General features: G+C 68.2%; 13 protein-coding genes and 1 pseudogene. 8 read left to right on the top strand and 6 right to left on the bottom strand.

Going from position 1 to position 17,449, the window contains the following annotated elements:
- Positions 1–210: 210 nt before the first annotated feature.
- The gene (locus tag HWX36_RS22240; protein ID WP_175954763.1) at positions 211–861 is read right to left on the bottom strand and encodes an NAD(P)H-dependent oxidoreductase; all 651 of its coding nucleotides are present in this window, start codon (positions 859–861) and stop codon (positions 211–213) included.
- Positions 862–1,171: 310 nt separating this feature from the next.
- The gene (locus HWX36_RS22235; RefSeq protein WP_175954761.1) at positions 1,172–1,477 is read right to left on the bottom strand and encodes an NIPSNAP family protein; all 306 of its coding nucleotides are present in this window, start codon (positions 1,475–1,477) and stop codon (positions 1,172–1,174) included.
- A 279-nt stretch (positions 1,478–1,756) separates the two neighbouring features.
- Between HWX36_RS22235 and HWX36_RS22230 the strand changes: the two genes are divergently transcribed.
- The 3 genes from HWX36_RS22230 (at position 1,757) to HWX36_RS22220 (ending at position 5,704) form a co-directional block, all read left to right on the top strand.
- Positions 1,757–2,554, top strand: a complete 798-nt coding sequence (locus HWX36_RS22230; RefSeq protein WP_175954759.1) for a GNAT family N-acetyltransferase — start codon at positions 1,757–1,759, stop codon at positions 2,552–2,554.
- A gap of 311 nt (positions 2,555–2,865) precedes the next feature.
- The gene (gene kdpB, locus HWX36_RS22225; protein ID WP_175954928.1) at positions 2,866–4,923 is read left to right on the top strand and encodes a potassium-transporting ATPase subunit KdpB; all 2,058 of its coding nucleotides are present in this window, start codon (positions 2,866–2,868) and stop codon (positions 4,921–4,923) included.
- Between the two features lie 64 nt (positions 4,924–4,987).
- Positions 4,988–5,704, top strand: a complete 717-nt coding sequence (locus HWX36_RS22220; protein WP_175954757.1) for a winged helix-turn-helix domain-containing protein — start codon at positions 4,988–4,990, stop codon at positions 5,702–5,704.
- Here HWX36_RS22220 and HWX36_RS22215 read toward each other — a convergent pair.
- The 3 genes from HWX36_RS22215 to HWX36_RS22205 form a co-directional block, all read right to left on the bottom strand.
- Complete coding sequence (locus HWX36_RS22215; protein WP_175954755.1) at positions 5,695–6,342, bottom strand: lytic transglycosylase domain-containing protein; 648 nt, start codon at positions 6,340–6,342, stop codon at positions 5,695–5,697. The two genes, HWX36_RS22220 and HWX36_RS22215, sit on opposite strands and share 10 nt — an antisense overlap.
- A gap of 134 nt (positions 6,343–6,476) precedes the next feature.
- On the bottom strand, positions 6,477–7,835 hold the full coding sequence (locus HWX36_RS22210) for a DUF3999 domain-containing protein (RefSeq protein WP_175954753.1): 1,359 nt from the start codon (positions 7,833–7,835) through the stop codon (positions 6,477–6,479).
- A complete protein-coding gene (locus tag HWX36_RS22205) occupies positions 7,832–11,239 on the bottom strand; it encodes a DUF2339 domain-containing protein (protein WP_175954751.1) in 3,408 nt (1,135 codons plus the stop codon). Before HWX36_RS22205 ends, HWX36_RS22210 begins: the two co-directional genes overlap by 4 nt.
- A 482-nt stretch (positions 11,240–11,721) precedes the next feature.
- Here HWX36_RS22205 and HWX36_RS22200 point away from each other — a divergent pair.
- From HWX36_RS22200 to HWX36_RS22180, 5 genes and pseudogenes are all read left to right on the top strand, one after another.
- Positions 11,722–13,015: pseudogene (locus tag HWX36_RS22200) on the top strand (glycine betaine/L-proline ABC transporter ATP-binding protein); the annotation flags it as partial.
- Positions 13,008–13,904 carry a choline ABC transporter permease subunit gene (gene choW / locus HWX36_RS22195; protein WP_175954750.1) on the top strand — a complete coding sequence of 299 codons (897 nt, stop codon included), beginning with the start codon at positions 13,008–13,010 and terminating at the stop codon, positions 13,902–13,904. The pseudogene HWX36_RS22200 and the gene choW, both read left to right, overlap by 8 nt.
- Before the next feature lie 105 nt (positions 13,905–14,009).
- Positions 14,010–15,008, top strand: coding sequence for a GlxA family transcriptional regulator (locus HWX36_RS22190; RefSeq protein ID WP_175954748.1), 999 nt, complete (start codon positions 14,010–14,012; stop codon positions 15,006–15,008).
- 98 nt (positions 15,009–15,106) lie between these two features.
- Complete coding sequence (locus HWX36_RS22185) at positions 15,107–16,054, top strand: choline ABC transporter substrate-binding protein (RefSeq protein ID WP_175954746.1); 948 nt, start codon at positions 15,107–15,109, stop codon at positions 16,052–16,054.
- Positions 16,055–16,350: 296 nt separating this feature from the next.
- Positions 16,351–16,977 (top strand): trimeric intracellular cation channel family protein, encoded by a 627-nt coding sequence (locus HWX36_RS22180; RefSeq protein ID WP_175954744.1) that lies wholly within the window; start codon positions 16,351–16,353, stop codon positions 16,975–16,977.
- 9 nt (positions 16,978–16,986) lie between these two features.
- Here the strand turns inward: HWX36_RS22180 and HWX36_RS22175 are convergent, their stop codons facing one another.
- On the bottom strand, positions 16,987–17,412 hold the full coding sequence (locus HWX36_RS22175; RefSeq protein ID WP_175954741.1) for a PACE efflux transporter: 426 nt from the start codon (positions 17,410–17,412) through the stop codon (positions 16,987–16,989).
- Positions 17,413–17,449: the final 37 nt, after the last annotated feature.

Raw genomic sequence — 17,449 nt, 5'->3', positions numbered from 1 at the left:
GGAGGTTCAGCGTACGAAAACCCGCCCGCGGCGTGAACCAATCTTTCGGCCAATGCAAATCACGCAGCGAGCCGAATCGTTATCGGCACGGGGCTCGGGGAAGGGCGGGGAGACGCGTCGGCGTGCACGGCGCGCAGCCGTCCGTCCGAACGTGCGCCGCCCGCGCCGGCGAACGAGGTCGGCCGGGCGCGGGCGGTGGAAGGCGGGGGATTACTGGTTGGCGATCTTCAGCACGGGCGCGAGTGCGTCGACCGATGCCGCATGCGAGGCCGCGCGATGCGATGCGAACGCGAGCGCGAACTCGGCCGCCTGCGTGCCGACCGTCTCGAGCTGCGCGACGACCTTTGGATCCGAGCAGCTGTCGGCGCTGTCGAAGCGCGTTTCGAGCGTGTTCACGGTCGCGCCGAACGGCGTCGGCCAGCCGCGCAACGCATGCACGATCGAACGCAGCGACGTCAGCACGGTGCCGGCCGCCTGCCAGCCGTAGGCGGTGACGATCAGGCCGACCGCACGGCCGTCGAGATACGGGCGATCGTCCGCGCGCAGTTCCTCGAGCGTGTCGAGCGCGTTCTTCACGAGGCCGGAGACCCCGCCGTGATAGCCGGGCGTCGCGATGATGATCGCGTCGGCCTGGCGCACGGTGTCGATCAGTTCGCGCTGCGCGTCGGTCAGCGTTTTGTGTTCGGGGGCGTAGTGCGGCAGCGTATGCAGGAACGGGCCGTCGAACAGCCGCGTGCGTGCGCCGGCCGCCTGCGCGCCGCGCAACGCGAACGACAGCGCGCGTTCGGTCGACGACGCTGCCCGGGTGGTACCGCCAATGCCGACGACGAACGGGCGGCGGTGTTGATCGAATGCAGTCAAGGGGCGCTCCTTGGGGATGGCTTGCCCGGCTAAGCACAGGCTTAAAACCAGATGGTAACGACCCCGCCACCACTCTGAAAACGACTTTTCGTTCTATCGATATGCCGGGCAGCAGGGGCAATCGTGTGCGCGGCCGCCCAGATCGATAGCAGAAATGCTTGGTTGGGACGGCGGGCCGCGGTCGATAAGATGGGCCCGTCTCCTCCATGATGTCTCTACTGACATGGGTTGGCCCCGCCGCGCGGATGCAGGCGGGGCTTTTTTTCGTCCCGGCCAGGAAAAGGGGCGCGATGTGCCGGGCCGTTGCCCGTTACTCGAACACCGGCCGGAAGAAGCTGCGTTCGTAGCTGACGATGCAGCGCGTTTCCTCGGCGTAGCGGAACGCGGCCTGGCAGGCCGGATCGTCCATCGAGCGTTCGCGGTAGCGCTCGTATTCGGCGAGACTCGGGAACGAGAACATGGCGAGCGCGATGTCGTTCGCCCCTTCGGACGGCAGGAAGTAGCCGTGATGCGTGCCGCCGAACTTTTCGACGAGCGGAATCCACATCTTGCCGTACGCTTCGAACTGGTCGAGCTTGTACGGATCGATGACGTAGCGAAGGAAACAGGTGATCATGAGCGCGCTCGGTGAGGGAAGGAATCCGCGAGTCTGGAAGGCGCCGCGGCCTGTGTCAACGGCGCTCGCCGACGCGTGATCCGGCCGCAGCGCGAATTGCTTGCGCAAACAACGATCGGTGCGCTTTCATGCGCTCGCCGCGACGCTCACGGCGCCGTGGCATGCACGGTCGCGACCGTCTCTCCCGCACGCATTTCCCCGAACTTTTACGACATTTTTTCTTGCGAGGGCGGTTGGCGCGCTCATAGACTTCGGGCATCCCAACCACGGAGCATGGCAATGTCGATACCCTGGAACGCGATCGCCGGACACACGCCTGCCGCGCCGCCTTCCGTGTGCGCCGATCGGGTGATCGTGCGGCGTTTCGATCCGGCTTTCGACAGCTATGCACAACTCACGCCGATGCTGCATCGCGCGTTCGCGCGGCTCGGTGCGATGGGACTCAACTGCACGTGCGTCGACCAGAGCGAGGACGTCACGCGTCGCCGCGCGGAAGCGGGCGAGTGCTACGTCGCCGTGTGCGGCGGGCGCGTGATCGGCACGGCCACGCTGTATGCGACCGATTCGTCGTCGGCGTGTTCGCTGTACCGGCGCGAAGGCGTTGCGAGCGTGCGGCAGGTGGCGGTGGACCCCGATTGCCAGAGCCGCGGGATCGGCGCGTTGCTGCTGGCGTTCGCCGAACAGTGGGCCGCGCTGCGCGGCTATACGCTGCTCGCGCTCGATACGCCGCATCCCGCTTCGCACCTGCTCGCGTTCTACGGCGCACAGGGTTTCGACGTTGTCGACGTGATGCGCTTCGACGGCAAGCGCTATGACAGCGCGATCCTCTGCAAGCGGCCCGGCGCACAGGCCGCGCGCCGCGTGTTGCCGGCGTCACCGGCGTCGCGCATGGCCGCGCGCGTGGCGGCCGTGCGGCGTCTCGCGCATGCGTTGCCGGCGCGGGTGGCCGCACTGGCCCGGCGCGACCTGCACGGGCGGCGTGGCGCAGGCTGGGCGGCACGACGCGCGGCCGGCGCTGCGAGTTGCCGCTCGTCGCCGTGGCGTCCGCGTCAGCACGGGCGCTACACGGTCGGCTGAACGCCGCGCCCCCGGTTCGTTTTCCTGCTTTGCCGCGTAAACGCCGGATGAGCGGAGTGTGGCGCTTCCGCTCGTGTAAGGCCCTTGAGACACCCTCGCCGCGCCGCGGCGAAACGGATGTTTACGCGCTTTTTATACCCTGACGCGATCCTTTGCCGCGATCTTCACGCGAACCTTCATAAGATGGTTGCGTGGAAACGGAAGCCGCACGCGAGCATGCGCGGCGGTAAAGGAAACCCGCCATGTCTCTCTCGCCCGTGACAGGCCCGCGCCCCGAGCATCCGGGCCATGCGCGCACGCCCGCGCGCTCGATGTTCGATCCCGCGCTCGTGCGCCCGGCGATCGCCGATTCATTCCGCAAGCTCACGCCGCGCACGCAGTTCCGCAACCCGGTGATGTTCTGCGTGTACGTCGGCAGCATCCTGACCACGATCCTGTGGATCGCCGCGCTGTTCGGCCAGGCCGAAGCGCCCGCCGGCTTCATCGTCGCGATCGCGCTGTGGCTGTGGTTCACCGTGCTGTTCGCGAACTTCGCCGAAGCGCTCGCGGAAGGGCGCTCGAAGGCGCAGGCCGCATCGTTGCGCAGCGCGAAACACAACGTGGTCGCGAAAAAGCTCGCGGCGGCGCGCGCGAAGGCGGCCGTCGAAGTGATGGCGTCGACCGACCTGCGCAAAGGCGACGTCGTGCTCGTTGAAACCGGCGACACGATCCCGGCCGACGGTGACGTGATCGAAGGTGTCGCGTCGGTCGACGAATCGGCGATCACCGGCGAATCCGCGCCGGTGATCCGCGAGGCGGGCGGCGACTTCTCGTCGGTGACGGGCGGCACGCGCGTGCTGTCGGACTGGATCGTCGTCAAGGTCACCGCGAACCCGGGCGAGGCGTTCCTCGACCGGATGATCGCGATGGTCGAGGGCGCGAAGCGCAAGAAGACGCCGAACGAAATCGCGCTGACGATCCTGCTCGTCGCGTTGACGATCGTGATGCTGCTCGCGACCGCCACCTTGCTGCCGTTCTCGACGTTCGCGGTCGAAGCGGTGAAGACCGGCCACGTGGTAACGATCACCGCACTGGTTGCGCTGCTCGTGTGCCTGATCCCGACGACGATCGGCGGCCTCCTGTCCGCGATCGGCGTGGCCGGGATGAGCCGGATGATGCAGGCGAACGTGATCGCGACGTCGGGCCGTGCGGTCGAAGCGGCCGGCGACGTCGACGTGCTGCTGCTCGACAAGACCGGCACGATCACGCTCGGCAACCGCCAGGCATCGACGTTCGTGCCCGCGCCGTTCGTGACCGAGGAAGCGCTGGCCGATGCCGCGCAGCTGTCGTCGCTCGCCGATGAAACACCGGAAGGCCGCAGCATCGTCGTGCTCGCGAAGCAGCGTTTCAACCTGCGCGAGCGCGACTTGCAGGCGCTGCATCCGGTGTTCCTGTCGTTCAGCGCGCAGACGCGGATGAGCGGCGTCGACTTGCCCGGCCGCGAGATCCGCAAGGGCGCGGCGGATGCGATCAGGCATTACGTCGAGTCCCACGGTGGCCGCGTCACGCGCGAAGTCGACGCGGTCGTGACCGACATCGCGCGTCGCGGCAGCACGCCGCTCGCGGTGGCGGAGTGCGTCGACGGTGTCGCGCGCGTGCTCGGCGTGATCGAGCTGAAGGACATCGTGAAGGGCGGGATCAAGGAGCGCTTCGCGGAACTGCGCAAGATGGGCATCAAGACCGTGATGGTGACGGGCGACAACCGGCTGACGGCGGCGGCGATCGCGGCGGAAGCAGGGGTCGACGATTTCCTCGCGGAAGCGACGCCGGAAACCAAGCTCGCGACGATCCGCGAGCACCAGGCGGCCGGGCGTCTCGTCGCGATGACGGGCGATGGCACCAACGACGCGCCGGCGCTTGCGCAGGCCGACGTGGCGGTCGCGATGAACACCGGGACGCAGGCGGCGAAGGAAGCCGGCAACATGGTCGACCTCGACTCGAACCCGACGAAGCTGATCGAGATCGTCGAGATCGGCAAGCAGATGCTGATGACGCGCGGTTCGCTGACGACATTCTCGATCGCGAACGACATCGCGAAGTATTTCGCGATCATCCCGGCCGCGTTCGCGACGACCTATCCGCAACTGCGAGTGCTCGACGTGATGCATCTCGCGTCGCCGGCGTCGGCGATCCTGTCGGCGGTGATCTTCAACGCGCTGATCATCGTCGCGCTGATCCCGCTCGCGTTGAAGGGCGTGCGCTATCGCCCGCTCGGCGCCGCGCCGCTGCTGCGCAGGAACCTGTTGCTGTACGGCCTGGGTGGCGTGCTGCTGCCGTTCCCGTTCATCAAGCTGATCGACGTGGTGCTGGTGGCATGCGGATGGGCCTGAGCATGGACGCGCACCGTGCGGCGTGCGTGAGCGCGCATGACGCGCCGGACGAAGGCGCTGCCGGATGAGCGAACCGACCGTCGTCATCGCGATCGTCGACGAAGACAGGTTCATCCGGCATTTCGTCCGTGTCGCGCTGAAGGCCGAACACATGCATGTGTGCGAGGCCGCGACCGGTGCGGCGGGCGTGACGGTGGTCGGCGCGCGCCGCCCCGACCTGATCGTCGCGGACACGAACCTGCGCGACATGGGCGGCACCGCGCTGATCCGTGCGCTGCGCGCGTGCTCGGCCGCGCCGCTGATCGTGCTGTCGGCGTTGAGTGCGGAAAGCGTCAAGGTGGCCGCGCTCGACGCCGGCGCGGACGACTATCTGACGAAGCCGTTCGGCGCGGCCGAATTGATCGCGCGAATTCGCGCGCACCTGCGGCGGCAGGCCGGCGGCGGGCGCCTCGATGCGGTCCGCGTGCGTTTCGGCGACGTGACCGTCGATCTCGGCGATCGCCAGGTGTTGCGCGGCGGGGCGCGCGTGCATCTCAGTCCGATCGAATTCCGCTTGCTGGCCGTGCTCGCGCATCATGCGGGCCAGCCGCTCACGCACGAGCGCCTGCTGAACGAGGTGTGGGGCGCGACGCACGGCAAGGATCCGCACTACCTGCGCGTGTATGTCGGCCACCTGCGGCGCAAGCTGGAGCCGGATCCGAGGCGGCCCGCGTACATCGTGACGGAGCCAGGCGTCGGCTACCGGCTGGCCGGCGTGCAGTCGCGACGCGCTCAGGGGTGAGTGTCCGTCCGCGGTTCGTCACTCGCCATGTCGTTTGAACGGCGCAACTGCGCATCGAATTGCTGCACGCGCAGCGCGACGCGCCGTGCATAGCGCTTCGTGCCGCCGTTGTAGCGCACGAGCGCGGTTTCGACGTCGCCGTCCGCATCGTCGAGATAGCCGCGGAAGATGGCCGCGCCGATTCGCACGTTGGTGGCCGGATCGGACAGGTCCTTGACATGCGCGACGAGATCGCGATGGGCGGTGGGCAGCACCTGCATCAACCCGCGCGCGCCGGCGACACTGACCGCGTGGCGATCGAAGCCCGACTCGACCGCGATGATTGCGAGCAGCAGCGCCGGTGCAAGCCCGTAGCGATCCGATTCGGTCTGCACTGCGCGCGCGATCGTGCGCGCGTCGGCATACGCGACGTGAAAGCGGTTGCGCAGCGCCGTGACGATCGTATCGAGGGTGGGAGGGAGCGACGCTTCGGTGAGGCTGGCGGCGGCGACGGGCGCCGCCGGCGTGTCGTCGGCATGGGCGGGCACGGCGATCGACAGCGACAGTGCGATCGCGAATGGCTGCAGAAGCCGCTTCAGCGGCCGGGCCGCGCGCAGGCGCGGCGCCGGCGGGTCATACGATGGATAGGTTTCCTGCATGTCGTCGCATCGTGGTTCCGATGCGACGACTGTACGCAGTTATGCATTGCGACCGTCGAAAGAAACCGGCACGCGGGATAAACGGCGCGTAAAGACGGGCGACGGGGGCGCGCATGACCGCGCGTCGTTACTCGTCACTCGTCGCGGCCGCGTGCATCGCCACCGCCTTTCGCGAGGCGCCATGCAATCGTGCCGAGCACGCCGACCGCGACGACCAGCGCGCCCCACAGCACGTAGCGGCGCGGTGCGTCCGTATCGACCGCCGGCGCCGGCGTGACCGCCGATACCGGCAACGCCGGGCCGACGCGCGCCGGCCGCACTTCGGGCGCCATGCCGACCAGCAACGCGTCGCGGCTCACGGCCGACGATACGAGCGACGCGTCACCGACGCCGAGCGTAAACGGCGGCGTGCCGCGCGCGACGAACGTCAGCGCGGCCGGATGCCAGCCGATCGCGACGGCCGGCTGGCCACCGCCGAATCCGCCGTTGCGTATGTCGACGACGATCCGCCACGCGCGATCCGTATTCGCCGCGAATTCGAGCGGCGGATTGCGCTGCTCGCCGGCCTTGCCCTGCAGCCGGAACAGCACGGCGCCCGCGACGTCGCGCCACGGCGCCTGCGCGTCGGCGCGGCTCTGCAGTGTCGCCCGCGCGACGGTGTTCGGCTGCGGCAGGTCGATCCGCACGCGGTCGACCGGATACGCGCCATCGGTGTCGAACAGGTATTCGCCGGGCGAACCGCCGGCCCGCACCCGCACGGCGTCGCGCCATTGGCGCGGGACGGACGCGGTGTCGGTCCCGTGCGCATCGCTAGGGTGCGTCTCGACGTCGATCGACGTCACCGCGGGCGCGCCGTCGAGCCAGTCGAGCCGCAGGTAGCGCGGCGACGCGCCTTCGAGTGCGATGCGTTCCTGCACCAGCATGGTGTCGCCGTGGCCGACCTTCAGCAACTGCGTGCTGCCGAGCGATCGCCAGCTACGCAGGTCGTCGCTGGCTTCGACGGCGACACGCCCCTGGTAGCTGTCGTCGCCCACGTGCACCAGCAGCGCGTCGATGTCGCCGTCCGCATGCGACAGGTCGACGAGATCCGCGCCGTGCTTCGCGCGCACCGGTGCGGCGACCCCTGCGCGCAGCGCGCCGTCCGGGCCGACCGTCACGCCAAGCGTCGCGTTGCCGTTGTCGGCACGGGCGGGCGGCAGCGGAAACCAGTGCACCGGCGTGCGTTTCGGCGGGACGGTGGGCGCGGCCGCCGCGGGTGCGTCGAGCGAATACGGCACCGGCTCGCCCGCGCCGTTGAAGATGCGCAGGTCGCCGAGATCGTCGCGCCGGCTCGCCGCGTAGACGGGCTGCGGCACGGTGAGCTGGTAATAAGCGGCGGCGCCGTCGAGGTCGAGCGAGAAGCGCTGCGGGATGTGCCCGGCGCCCGGCGTGCCGTCGGCGGCCGCGAACGACGCGAGCAGGCTCAATCCGAGCAGGGCGGCGAGTCGTTTCATGCGTTGTCGTCCTGCTGCGCGGCGGCCTTCGGCGGCAGCGGCGAGAAATAGCCGATCAACAGCAGCAGCACGCCGATGCCGATGAACGACACGATGCGCTCGATGCCGGCGACGTGCGACAGGTCGAACAGGAACAGCTTGACGACCGTGAGCGCGAGCAGCGCGGCGCCGACGAACCACAGCGGACGCAGCCCGCGGCGTGTGGCCCAGATCGTGATCGCGAGCGCGCAGAGCGTCCAGTACACGGACACCGACGCCTGCACGAGCGTCGATTCCGCCATCGCGCCGAGTTCGTACGGCACGCCGGCCCAGTGATGCAGCGTGCGCAGCAGGATCGCGTTCAGCCACAGGAACGCGGTCGCACCGGCCGCACTCAGCAGCTCGACGCGATATTTGCCGAACGACCAGCCGAGCTTGCGTGCGCGCACGAACCACGACGCGGCGAGCGCGTAGACCACCACGAGCACGAGGTCGAGCGGGTTGAAGAGCGGCACGCGCGCCCAGCTTCCGCCGTCCTGCGTGAAGTTCGCGTAGAAGGTCCACACCCACATCACGACGATGAGCGGCAGCGACGCGAGCGCGCACACGCGGGCGATGCCGTCGCGACGCGTCAGCCACATCCCGGCGAACGCAAACAGGCTCCAGCCGACCATGAACACCTGCTGGATGCCGAACGACGACAGCACGGTGTCGATGTCGTAGACCAGATGGAAACGATGATGCAGCGTGCGCAGCATCAGTGCGTTGAACCACAGGAACACGGTGGCGATGGCCGCGTAGTCGACGACGCGCGGATGCCACGCGATGCCGAGCGTCCGCAGCCGGCGCAGCCACACGGCGAACGCGACGAACACCAGGCACTGCGCGATGTCGAGCGGGTTGAGCAGCGGCAGCCAGAAGAGCGGCGCCGCATTGCCGTCGCTGATCACGCTGGCGAGGCTCCACAGCCACAGCAGTGCGGCGAGCGGTGCCGCGCCCCACACCTGGTACGCACGCGGAAACGCCGCGATGGGCCAGCGCAGCCGCGAGCCGGGGCCCGACACCAGCAGGAGCAGCGCACCGAAGCCGTAGGCCCACGCGCTCCAGCTCCACGCGCCTTCGGGCACGTACGCGCGCAGGCGCCAGAAGCCTTCGAGCGACAGCAGCCCGCACACGGTCCAGAACATCAGCGTATGCAGCGGCGCGACGATGCCTGCCGAAATGGATTGCGCGACGCCGGGCGCCGCGCCTTTCGCGGAATCGGCGCCTGCCGTGCCGCGCGACTGGCGCCACAGCAGCGCAAGGCCCGCGCCGACGGCGACCGGCCACGCGAACGCGCCCATCCCCGACAGCGGCGCTTCGTGTGCATCGAACGCACGCAGCGCGAGCAGCGCCAGTACCGGCGTCAGCGCGAGTGCGGGCCATTCGGCGAGCGGCCACGCGAGCCGGCGGCGCGCGACATGCGCGAGCCACGCGGTGCCGGCCGCGAACAGCGCAGTCGTATCGACGACGAAGCGGTCGGCATGCAGGTCGACGTGACGGCTCGCGTACACGAGGATCTCGTGCAGGCCGCCGCTCACCCACCACAGCAGCCCCCACGCGGCGGCGGCGGCACCGATCTCGGGCATCCATGCATGCCACGCGCGCGCTTCGCCGCGCCCGTGCAGCCACCAGCCGGTGAACAGGCCGGCGAGCGCGATCAGCAGCATCGCGATGTACGGGCTGTTGAGCACCGGCAGCGCGGCGGCGTCGGCCGGCCCGAGCAGGCTCGTGAAGAACGCGCCGGCCGCGGCAACCTGCATCAGCAGGCCGAAGCCGAACCGCAGCATGCGCTTCTCGCGCACGCCGAGCCAGACGACGGCCGCGCCTTCGATCGCCCACGCCGCGCTGGTCGTCGGGCCCGAGAACGCGAGCGGCACCGCCAGCGTCGCGAAGATCACCGCGAGCGCGAGCGTGGATTCGAACAGCAGCGCGAGGCGGTCGCGGCGCCGCGCGAGCCACGCGGTGACCGCGACGTAGAACGCCGATAGCGCGACGGCGCTCCACGCGAGCCCGAACGGCATGTCCTTCACGAGCGACGCCTGCAGCGCGGTCGCGACGATCGGCGTGCCGAACACGAGCGTGCCGTCCACGTAGTGCCGCAGCGCGAGCTCGCGCTTCACCGCATACAGCAGCGCGATGCCGACATACATCAGGAAGAACAGGATGAGGAACGGTTCGGTGCTCGCGAACAGCGCGGGGCGGTAGGCCGTCACGCCCCACGCCGAGCCGATCGTGAACGTGAACACGAAGCCGAGCAGGTTCAGCGGACGCCACGCCTTGAACCAGGCGATCGCGAAGATGCCCGCGTTCAGCAGCGCGTAGTAGCTGAACAGCGCGACATGGTTCCCCTGGCCGGTCGACAGCAGCACCGGCGCGAGAAAACCGCCCGCGGTGCCCATGAACGCGAGCGGCAGCGCGTTCTGCCGCACCGCGAGGAACGCGCTCAGCGCGCACACCGCGACCATCAGCGGGAACGCGGCGCCGACGGGCAGCAGCGCGTACAGCTTGGTCGCGGCGAAGATCGTCAGGTACAGGATGCCGACACCGCCTCCCTGCAGCACGAGCCCGTACGCCGCGCGGCGCGCACGCACGCGCCAGCCGATCGCGAGCAGCGCGGCCGCGGCAAGCGCGGTCCCCGCGAGGCGGAATTCGATCGGCAGCATGTTGTTGTCGGCCGCGTACTTGAGCAGGAATGCGACGCCGAAGAACAGCACGATGATCCCGACGCGCACGACCGTGTTGCCGCCGAGCAGCCAGTCGCGCGCGGCGCGGAATGCGCGCTCGGCGATGTCGGGTTCGCGCGGCTTGGGCGGTGCGGGGGGCGCTGACGGTGCGGGAGCCGGGGCGGCCGGCATTTCGCTCGCGCGGATCGCGGCGGCCGGTGGCGGCGCAGGCGTGGCGGCGCGAACCGGCGCGGGAGCCGGCGCCGATGCGATCGCCGGTGCGGCGGTGCGTGCGGCGGCCGGCTGGGCAGGCGCGCGCGGCGGCAGGGCGGCCGCAGGCGGGACGGGTGCGGATGGCGGGGCAGATGCAGCGGCCGTGCCGGTGGGTGTGTGCACTGCCGCGTCAGTCGTGGCCGAACCGGCCTTCGCGCCGGCGAGCTGGCCGCGCAGCGACGCGACTTCGCGCGTCAGCGTCTCGACGGTCGCTTCGAGGCGCGCGACGCGCTCGGCCAGCGGAACCGGCGGCTGGGCGGGAGGTGCCTGCATCGCGAACGTGTCGGGTGTCGCGCCCTTGGCCTTGCGCTTGCGCTGTTGCCGCGTGTTGTCGAGGCAGAACCCGATCGCGGCGCCGAGCAGTGCGCCGTAGACGGCGGAGAAATTCCCGATCCATGCGGCAATCCCGCCCACGATGAAGCCGATTGCGGTAAAAGCCCAGTTCATTTCGCCTTGCTCCCTCTCTCGTATCGTTATCGGCCTGCGATCGGATGTGTGCCGATCGAGGCGGTATCGGCATGGCCGGCAGGCGAACCGGCATGCGCGGCTGACCATGGTGGCCGCGTGGCGGCCTGCGTCGCGATCAGCCTGTTGGCGGGGAATGTATCACAGCGGTCGTCGCGGATTTTCCGGGTTGACGCGGTATCGCGGCATGCGCCGTCCGGTGTCGTCGCGCGGTTTTTTGCACGGTCATGCTTTTTACGGGTGGAGGCGATGCGCTTTCGTCTGAGCAGATCGGCGCGCGATCGGACGTGAAATTGTCGTAAAGCGACGCGTGCCCGATGCGAATTGGCGCAGAGCGCGACGCGATATGCGCCGCGCTGCTGCGCACAAGTCAGGCGCGTGATGCCCGTCGTTGCTGGCCTTGCGCGTATTGCGCCGCCGCAATCGGGTGCCGCCGCGTGCTGCGGGCCGCCCGGCGGGGCTGGAGGCCGTGTCGTATTTGCGCAAGCGTTTGTCGTAATTCGTCGGCAGGTCGGGGTTTTTTCTGGCAACTATGTAGGCACGTTGAGTGACACGCGTGAGTCCCCGCTACACGAGGAGAAGGTTTCGATGGATGCCCCCAAGGTCGTAGTCGAAGGTCTGTGCAAGGTATTTGGAAGTAACCCGCAGCAGGCGCTCGACATGCTCGCCGCCGGTGCGACGAAGGATGACGTGCTCAAGCGCACCGGCCAGGTCGTCGGCGTGCACAACGTTTCCTTCGATGTGCAGGAAGGCGAAATTTTCGTGCTGATGGGCCTGTCCGGCTCCGGCAAATCCACGCTGATCCGCCTCGTGAACCGCCTCGTCGACCCGAGCGCGGGCAAAGTGATGATCGACGGGCTCGACGTTGCGTCGGCGCGCCGCTCGGCGCTCACCGCGCTGCGCCGCAAGGACATGAGCATGGTGTTCCAGTCGTTCGCGCTGATGCCGCACCGCTCCGTGGTGTCGAATGCCGCATTCGGCCTGGAAGTCGCGGGCGTCAGCAGGAAGGAACGCGAGCGCCGCGCGATGGAAGTGCTCGAGCAGGTCGGCCTCGCGCCGTTTTCGCAGAAGCTGCCGTCCGAGCTGTCGGGCGGCATGCAGCAGCGCGTCGGCCTCGCCCGCGCGCTGGCCGTGAACCCGTCGCTGATGATCATGGACGAGGCGTTCTCCGCACTCGATCCGCTCAAGCGCCGGGAAATGCAGGATGTGCTGCTGCAACTGCAGAAGGAACAGCGCCGCACGATCATGTTCGTGTCGCACGATCTGGAGGAAGCGCTGCGCATCGGCAACCGCATCGCGATCATGGAGGGCGGCCGTCTCGTGCAGGTCGGCACGCCGCAGGACATCATCGCGAACCCGGCCGACGATTACGTGCGCGCGTTCTTCGACGGCATCGACACCAGCCGCTACCTGACGGCCGGCGACCTGATGCAGACGGGCGCCGTGCCGACCATGTCGAAGTGCGATGCCGCGAACGTCGCGGCATCGCTGAACGGCAGTGCCGAATACGCGTTCGTGCTCGACGGCGAACGCAAGATCCGCGGCTTCGTCACGCGCGATGCGATCGGTCAGGCTACGCCGTCCGTGCGGCCGATCGAAAGCATCCGGCGCGATGCGTCGCTCGAACATGTCGTCGCGCGTGTGGTCGCGAGCCCGAATGCACTGCCGGTCGTCGACGACGATGGCTGCTACTGCGGCTCGGTCGATCGTGCGCTCATCCTGAAGGCCATCACGCGCTCGCGAGGTTCCCATGTCTGAAATGATTCCGCTCGGTACCTGGGTCGACCAGTCCGTTCACTATCTGCTCGACCACGACGCCAAGACGTTCGACACGATCGGCCAGGCGATCGAGGGGCTCGCGGCATTCGTCGAGCACGGCCTGCAGGCGATCCCGATGTGGATGATGATGGCCATCTTCATCGGCGTCGGGTTGTGGCGGGTGGGCTGGCGCTTCGCACTGTTCACCACCGCGTCGCTGCTGCTGATCTTCGCGACCGGCTTCTGGGACCAGACGGTCATCACGCTCGGCCTCACGCTGTCGTCGACGATCATCAGCCTCGTGCTCGGCATCCCGCTGGGCATCTGGGCCGCGAAGAGCAAGTGGGTCGCCGCGACCGTGCGCCCGATCCTCGACCTGATGCAGACGATGCCTGCGTTCGTCTACCTGATTCCGGCTGCCATGCTGTTCGGTCTCGGCCGCGTGCCGGGGATCCTGTCGACGGTGATCTTCGCGATGCCGCCTGCGGTGCGACTGACGAGCCTCGGTATCCGCCACGTGAACCGCGAGATCGTCGAAGCCGGCCAGGCCTTCGGCTGCACGCCGTGGCAGCTGCTGTACAAGGTGCAGTTCCCGAATGCGCTGCCGTCGATCATGCAGGGCGTGAACCAGACGATCATGATGGCGCTGTCGATGGTGATCATCGCGTCGATGGTCGGCGCGGGCGGCCTCGGCAACGACGTGCTCGCCAGTATCCAGCGCCTCGACATCGGCCTCGGTTTCGAAAGCGGTCTGTCGGTCGTGCTGCTCGCGATCATTCTCGACCGCATCACCGAAAGCTTCGGCCGTGCCCCGGGCACCGTGAAGGCGCCGCTGTTCTCGGGCCTCAAGCAGCTGTTTCGCGTGAAGGCCGCCCCCGCACAGGCCTGACCTCCGGCGGCCGGCGCCCCCGGCCGCGCACCCAGAATGAGTAACGGCTTCCGCGGCGTATGCCGCGGGGCTGGCCCCCTGCAACCTCCTCGCCAGGAGACCGATGTGACGTCCGCCGTCGCTGCCGCGCCCGCCGCCTGCGTTTCACCGGTTTCGTCCCTCGCCCATTTCGGCTTCCTGACGCTGCCGAACTTCTCGATGATCGCGTTCTCGAGCGCGGTCGAAGTGCTTCGGATGGCGAACTACGTCGGGCGTGCCGATCACTACCAGTGGTCGATCTACTCGCTCGACGGCCGCCCGGTGCACGCCAGTAACGGCATCGCGGTACGGCCTACGCAAGCGCTCGACTACACGAACCTGCCCGACGTGATGATCGTGTGCGGCGGCATCCACATCCGCGACGTGGTCGACGAAGGCGCGCGCGATACGCTCGCGGCGCTCGCCGAACGCGGTCTGCCGCTCGGCGGCATCTGCACGGGCGCGTATGCGTTGATGTCGAGCGGGTTGCTCGACGGCTATCGCTGCACCGTGCACTGGGAGAACCTCTCCGCGCTGCATGCCGAGTTTCCGCAAGTCGGCTTCGCCGACGAATTGTTCGTCGTCGACCGCGACCGGCTCACCTGCACCGGCGGCACCGCGCCGCTCGACCTGATGCTGAACCTGGTCGGCACGCGGTTCGGCCAGCAGCTGGCCGCGCAGGTTTCCGAGCAGTTCATCCTCGAGCGCATCCGCAGCTCGACCGATACGCAGCCGATTCCGGTCGATGCGCGCGTCGGCTTCTCGCGGGCGGAGCTGATCGAGGTCGTGCGATTGATGGAGGCGAACATCGAGGAGCCGCTGTCGCTCGAGGAGCTCGCGCGGCTCGTGCGGTTGTCGCAGCGGCATCTGCAGCGCATGTTCAAGGTGTACCTGAACGTGTCGCCCACCCACTATTACCTGACGCTGCGCCTGAAGCGCGCGCGCGACCTGCTGCGCACGACCGACGCGTCGATCGCGCGTGTGACGACGGTCTGCGGTTTTCATTCGCCATGCCATTTCAGCAAGGCCTACCGGGCGCAGTTCGGCCACGCGCCGAGCTACGAGCGCCGGTTGCCGGGGCGCTGACCGAACCGATGGTCCGCGCCGCCGCCGGGATCGCGGCACGCGGCTTCAATAAACGATCCCGCATTCAAGCAAACGACATCACTTTGAGGAGAAGCAAGATGAAGCGCCTATTGATCGCAGCCGTGTGCGGGATCGGGGTAACCGCGCCGATGTCGGCCGTGTATGCGGCCGATCCGCCCGTGTGCAAGAACGTGCGCTTCGCGGACGTCGGCTGGTCCGACATCGCGGCGACCACGGGCCTTGCGTCGACGATGCTGGAGGGGCTCGGCTACAGCCCGACGAAGACGATCGCATCGGTGCCGATCACGTTCGCCGGCATCAAGAGCAAGCAGATCGACGTGTTCCTCGGCTACTGGTCGCCGACGATGGACCCGATCATCCAGCCGTTCACGAAGGCCGGCACGATCAAGGTGCTCTCGACGCCGAACCTGACCGGCGCGAAATACACGCTCGCGGTGCCTGACTACGTGTACCAGGGCGGCCTGAAGTCGTTCGCGGATATTCAAAAATACGCGGACAAGCTGAACGGCAAGCTCTACGGGATCGAACCGGGTAACGACGGCAATGCGCTGATCAAGAAGATGATCGACGGCAACCAGTTCGGTCTCGGCAAGTTCAAGCTGGTCGAGTCGAGCGAGGCCGGAATGCTGGTCGAGGTGAATCGCGCGATCCGCAACAAGCAGTGGATCGTGTTCCTCGGCTGGGAACCGCATCCGATGAACGTGCAGATGAAGATCGACTACCTGACCGGCGGCGACGACGTGTTCGGCCCGAACTACGGCGAAGCGAAGGTGCTCACGGCGACGCCGCCCGACTACTCGCAGCGCTGCCCGAACGTCGCGAAGTTCGTGTCGAACCTGCAGTTCACGACGTCGATCGAGAACCACGTGATGGTGCCGATCATGAACAAGGAAGATCCGAACAAGGCGGCGGCCGAGTGGCTGAAGGCGAACCCGCAGGCGCTCGACAAGTGGCTCGCGGGCGTGACGACGCTCGACGGCAAGCCGGGCCTGCCGGCGGTGAAGGCTTATCTCGGCGTGCATTGAGCGAGGTGCGCGGGGCTTCGCGGTCCTGACCGGAAGCCCGGCGCGCTTTCGAGCCGGCGGAAGCAGGGGGCACATCCTGCTTCCGCCGGCTTTTTGCGTTTGGCTTCACGCGCGACCCGACGGTAAGCGGCCGATGCGCTAGACTGCTCGATCCCGATCGAGGAGGCGGCCATGATCCGCAACGCGTGTGAGGTATCCGGATGGCGACAGGAAGACGGCAGGCGGCTGAACCGCATGTCCGCTTGTGTCGACACAGGCCGCCACCGGATGACGCAGCACCCCGACGGCCCTTTCGCATGAAGCGCATCGAGCAAGTGGTGCTTGCCGCCGATCTCGCGGGCACGGTGGTGTTCGCGAACGAGGGCGCCAATGCGGCGATCGGTGCCGGACTCGACCTGTTCGGGGTCATGGTGTTGTCGCTCGTCGTCGCGCTCGGCGGCGGCGTAATCCGCGATCTGCTGATCGGCGCACGGCCGCCGAGCGCCGTGAGCGATTGGCGCTATCCGGCGCTCGCGTTCGCTTCGGGTCTGTTCGCGTTCGTGTTTCATGAGCGGGTCGCCGCGTTTTCTCCGTCGCTGCTCACGACGCTCGATGCGGCCGGCCTCGCGTTGTTCGCGGTCGCGGGCGCGGTGAAGGCGCTCGAATTCCGGGTTCACCCGTTCATCGCGACGCTGATGGGCGCCGTGACCGGCTGTGGCGGCGGGGTCGTTCGCGATGTCCTGCTCGCGCGGGTGCCGGTCGTCCTGGTCACGGATATTTATGCGAGCGCGGCGCTGCTCGGCGCGGTGTGCGTCGTGTCGTGCAGGCGGCTCGGTTGTCCGCCGATCGTCGCGGCCGTGCTGGGCGGTGTTGCATGCTTTGCGGTGCGGATGGCGGCGGTGCGCTTCGGCTGGCAATTGCCGAAAATCGCCACCGGTGCGTGAGCGTACGGCTCACGGCCCCTTCGTCGCCGCCGGTACGTCGAACACCCGATCGAACATCCACTGGAATACGAACGCGTAACAGAAGAAGAACGCGAACAACCCGATGTCGAAGACGAACGCGTCGAGCCACGAGATGGCGAGCCACCACGACACGACGGGCACCAGGATGAAGATCAGCCCACCTTCGAATCCGGTGGCATGCAGGATCCGCCGCCCGAGCGTGCGTGACGGCTGCCGGCGCGACGCTTCCCAGCGCTCGAACAGCGCGTTGAAGATCATGTTCCACAGCATCGCGATCGCCGACATCGTCGCCGACAGCGCTCCCGAATAGACGAGGTCCTGCTTGAAGATCGCCGCGATCACGGGCGAGATGCAGGAAATCGCGATTGCTTCGTAGAGCACCGCCTGCGTGATCCTGCGCGGTAGGCCTTGCACGTTGTTGCTCCGGTTGGACGCCACTCGCCGCGGCACC

Source organism: Burkholderia sp. BCC0405, assembly GCF_902833075.1.
In the GTDB taxonomy this organism is placed as follows: Bacteria; Pseudomonadota; Gammaproteobacteria; order Burkholderiales; family Burkholderiaceae; genus Burkholderia.
The sequence above is the reverse complement of the archived record's forward strand: the minus strand, read 5'-3'. Positions and strand labels throughout refer to the sequence as shown.

Excerpts from the sequence above, each read along its gene's own strand:
- HWX36_RS22235 (WP_175954761.1), bottom strand. The coding sequence starts at position 1,477 with ATGATCACCTGTTTCCTTCGCTACGTCATCGATCCGTACAAGCTCGAC.
- HWX36_RS22230 (WP_175954759.1), top strand. The coding sequence starts at position 1,757 with ATGTCGATACCCTGGAACGCGATCGCCGGACACACGCCTGCCGCGCCG.
- kdpB (WP_175954928.1), top strand. The coding sequence starts at position 2,866 with ATGTTCGATCCCGCGCTCGTGCGCCCGGCGATCGCCGATTCATTCCGC.
- HWX36_RS22220 (WP_175954757.1), top strand. The coding sequence starts at position 4,988 with ATGAGCGAACCGACCGTCGTCATCGCGATCGTCGACGAAGACAGGTTC.
- HWX36_RS22215 (WP_175954755.1), bottom strand. The coding sequence starts at position 6,342 with ATGCAGGAAACCTATCCATCGTATGACCCGCCGGCGCCGCGCCTGCGC.
- HWX36_RS22210 (WP_175954753.1), bottom strand. The coding sequence starts at position 7,835 with ATGAAACGACTCGCCGCCCTGCTCGGATTGAGCCTGCTCGCGTCGTTC.
- HWX36_RS22205 (WP_175954751.1), bottom strand. The coding sequence starts at position 11,239 with ATGAACTGGGCTTTTACCGCAATCGGCTTCATCGTGGGCGGGATTGCC.
- choW (WP_175954750.1), top strand. The coding sequence starts at position 13,008 with ATGTCTGAAATGATTCCGCTCGGTACCTGGGTCGACCAGTCCGTTCAC.
- HWX36_RS22185 (WP_175954746.1), top strand. The coding sequence starts at position 15,107 with ATGAAGCGCCTATTGATCGCAGCCGTGTGCGGGATCGGGGTAACCGCG.
- HWX36_RS22180 (WP_175954744.1), top strand. The coding sequence starts at position 16,351 with ATGAAGCGCATCGAGCAAGTGGTGCTTGCCGCCGATCTCGCGGGCACG.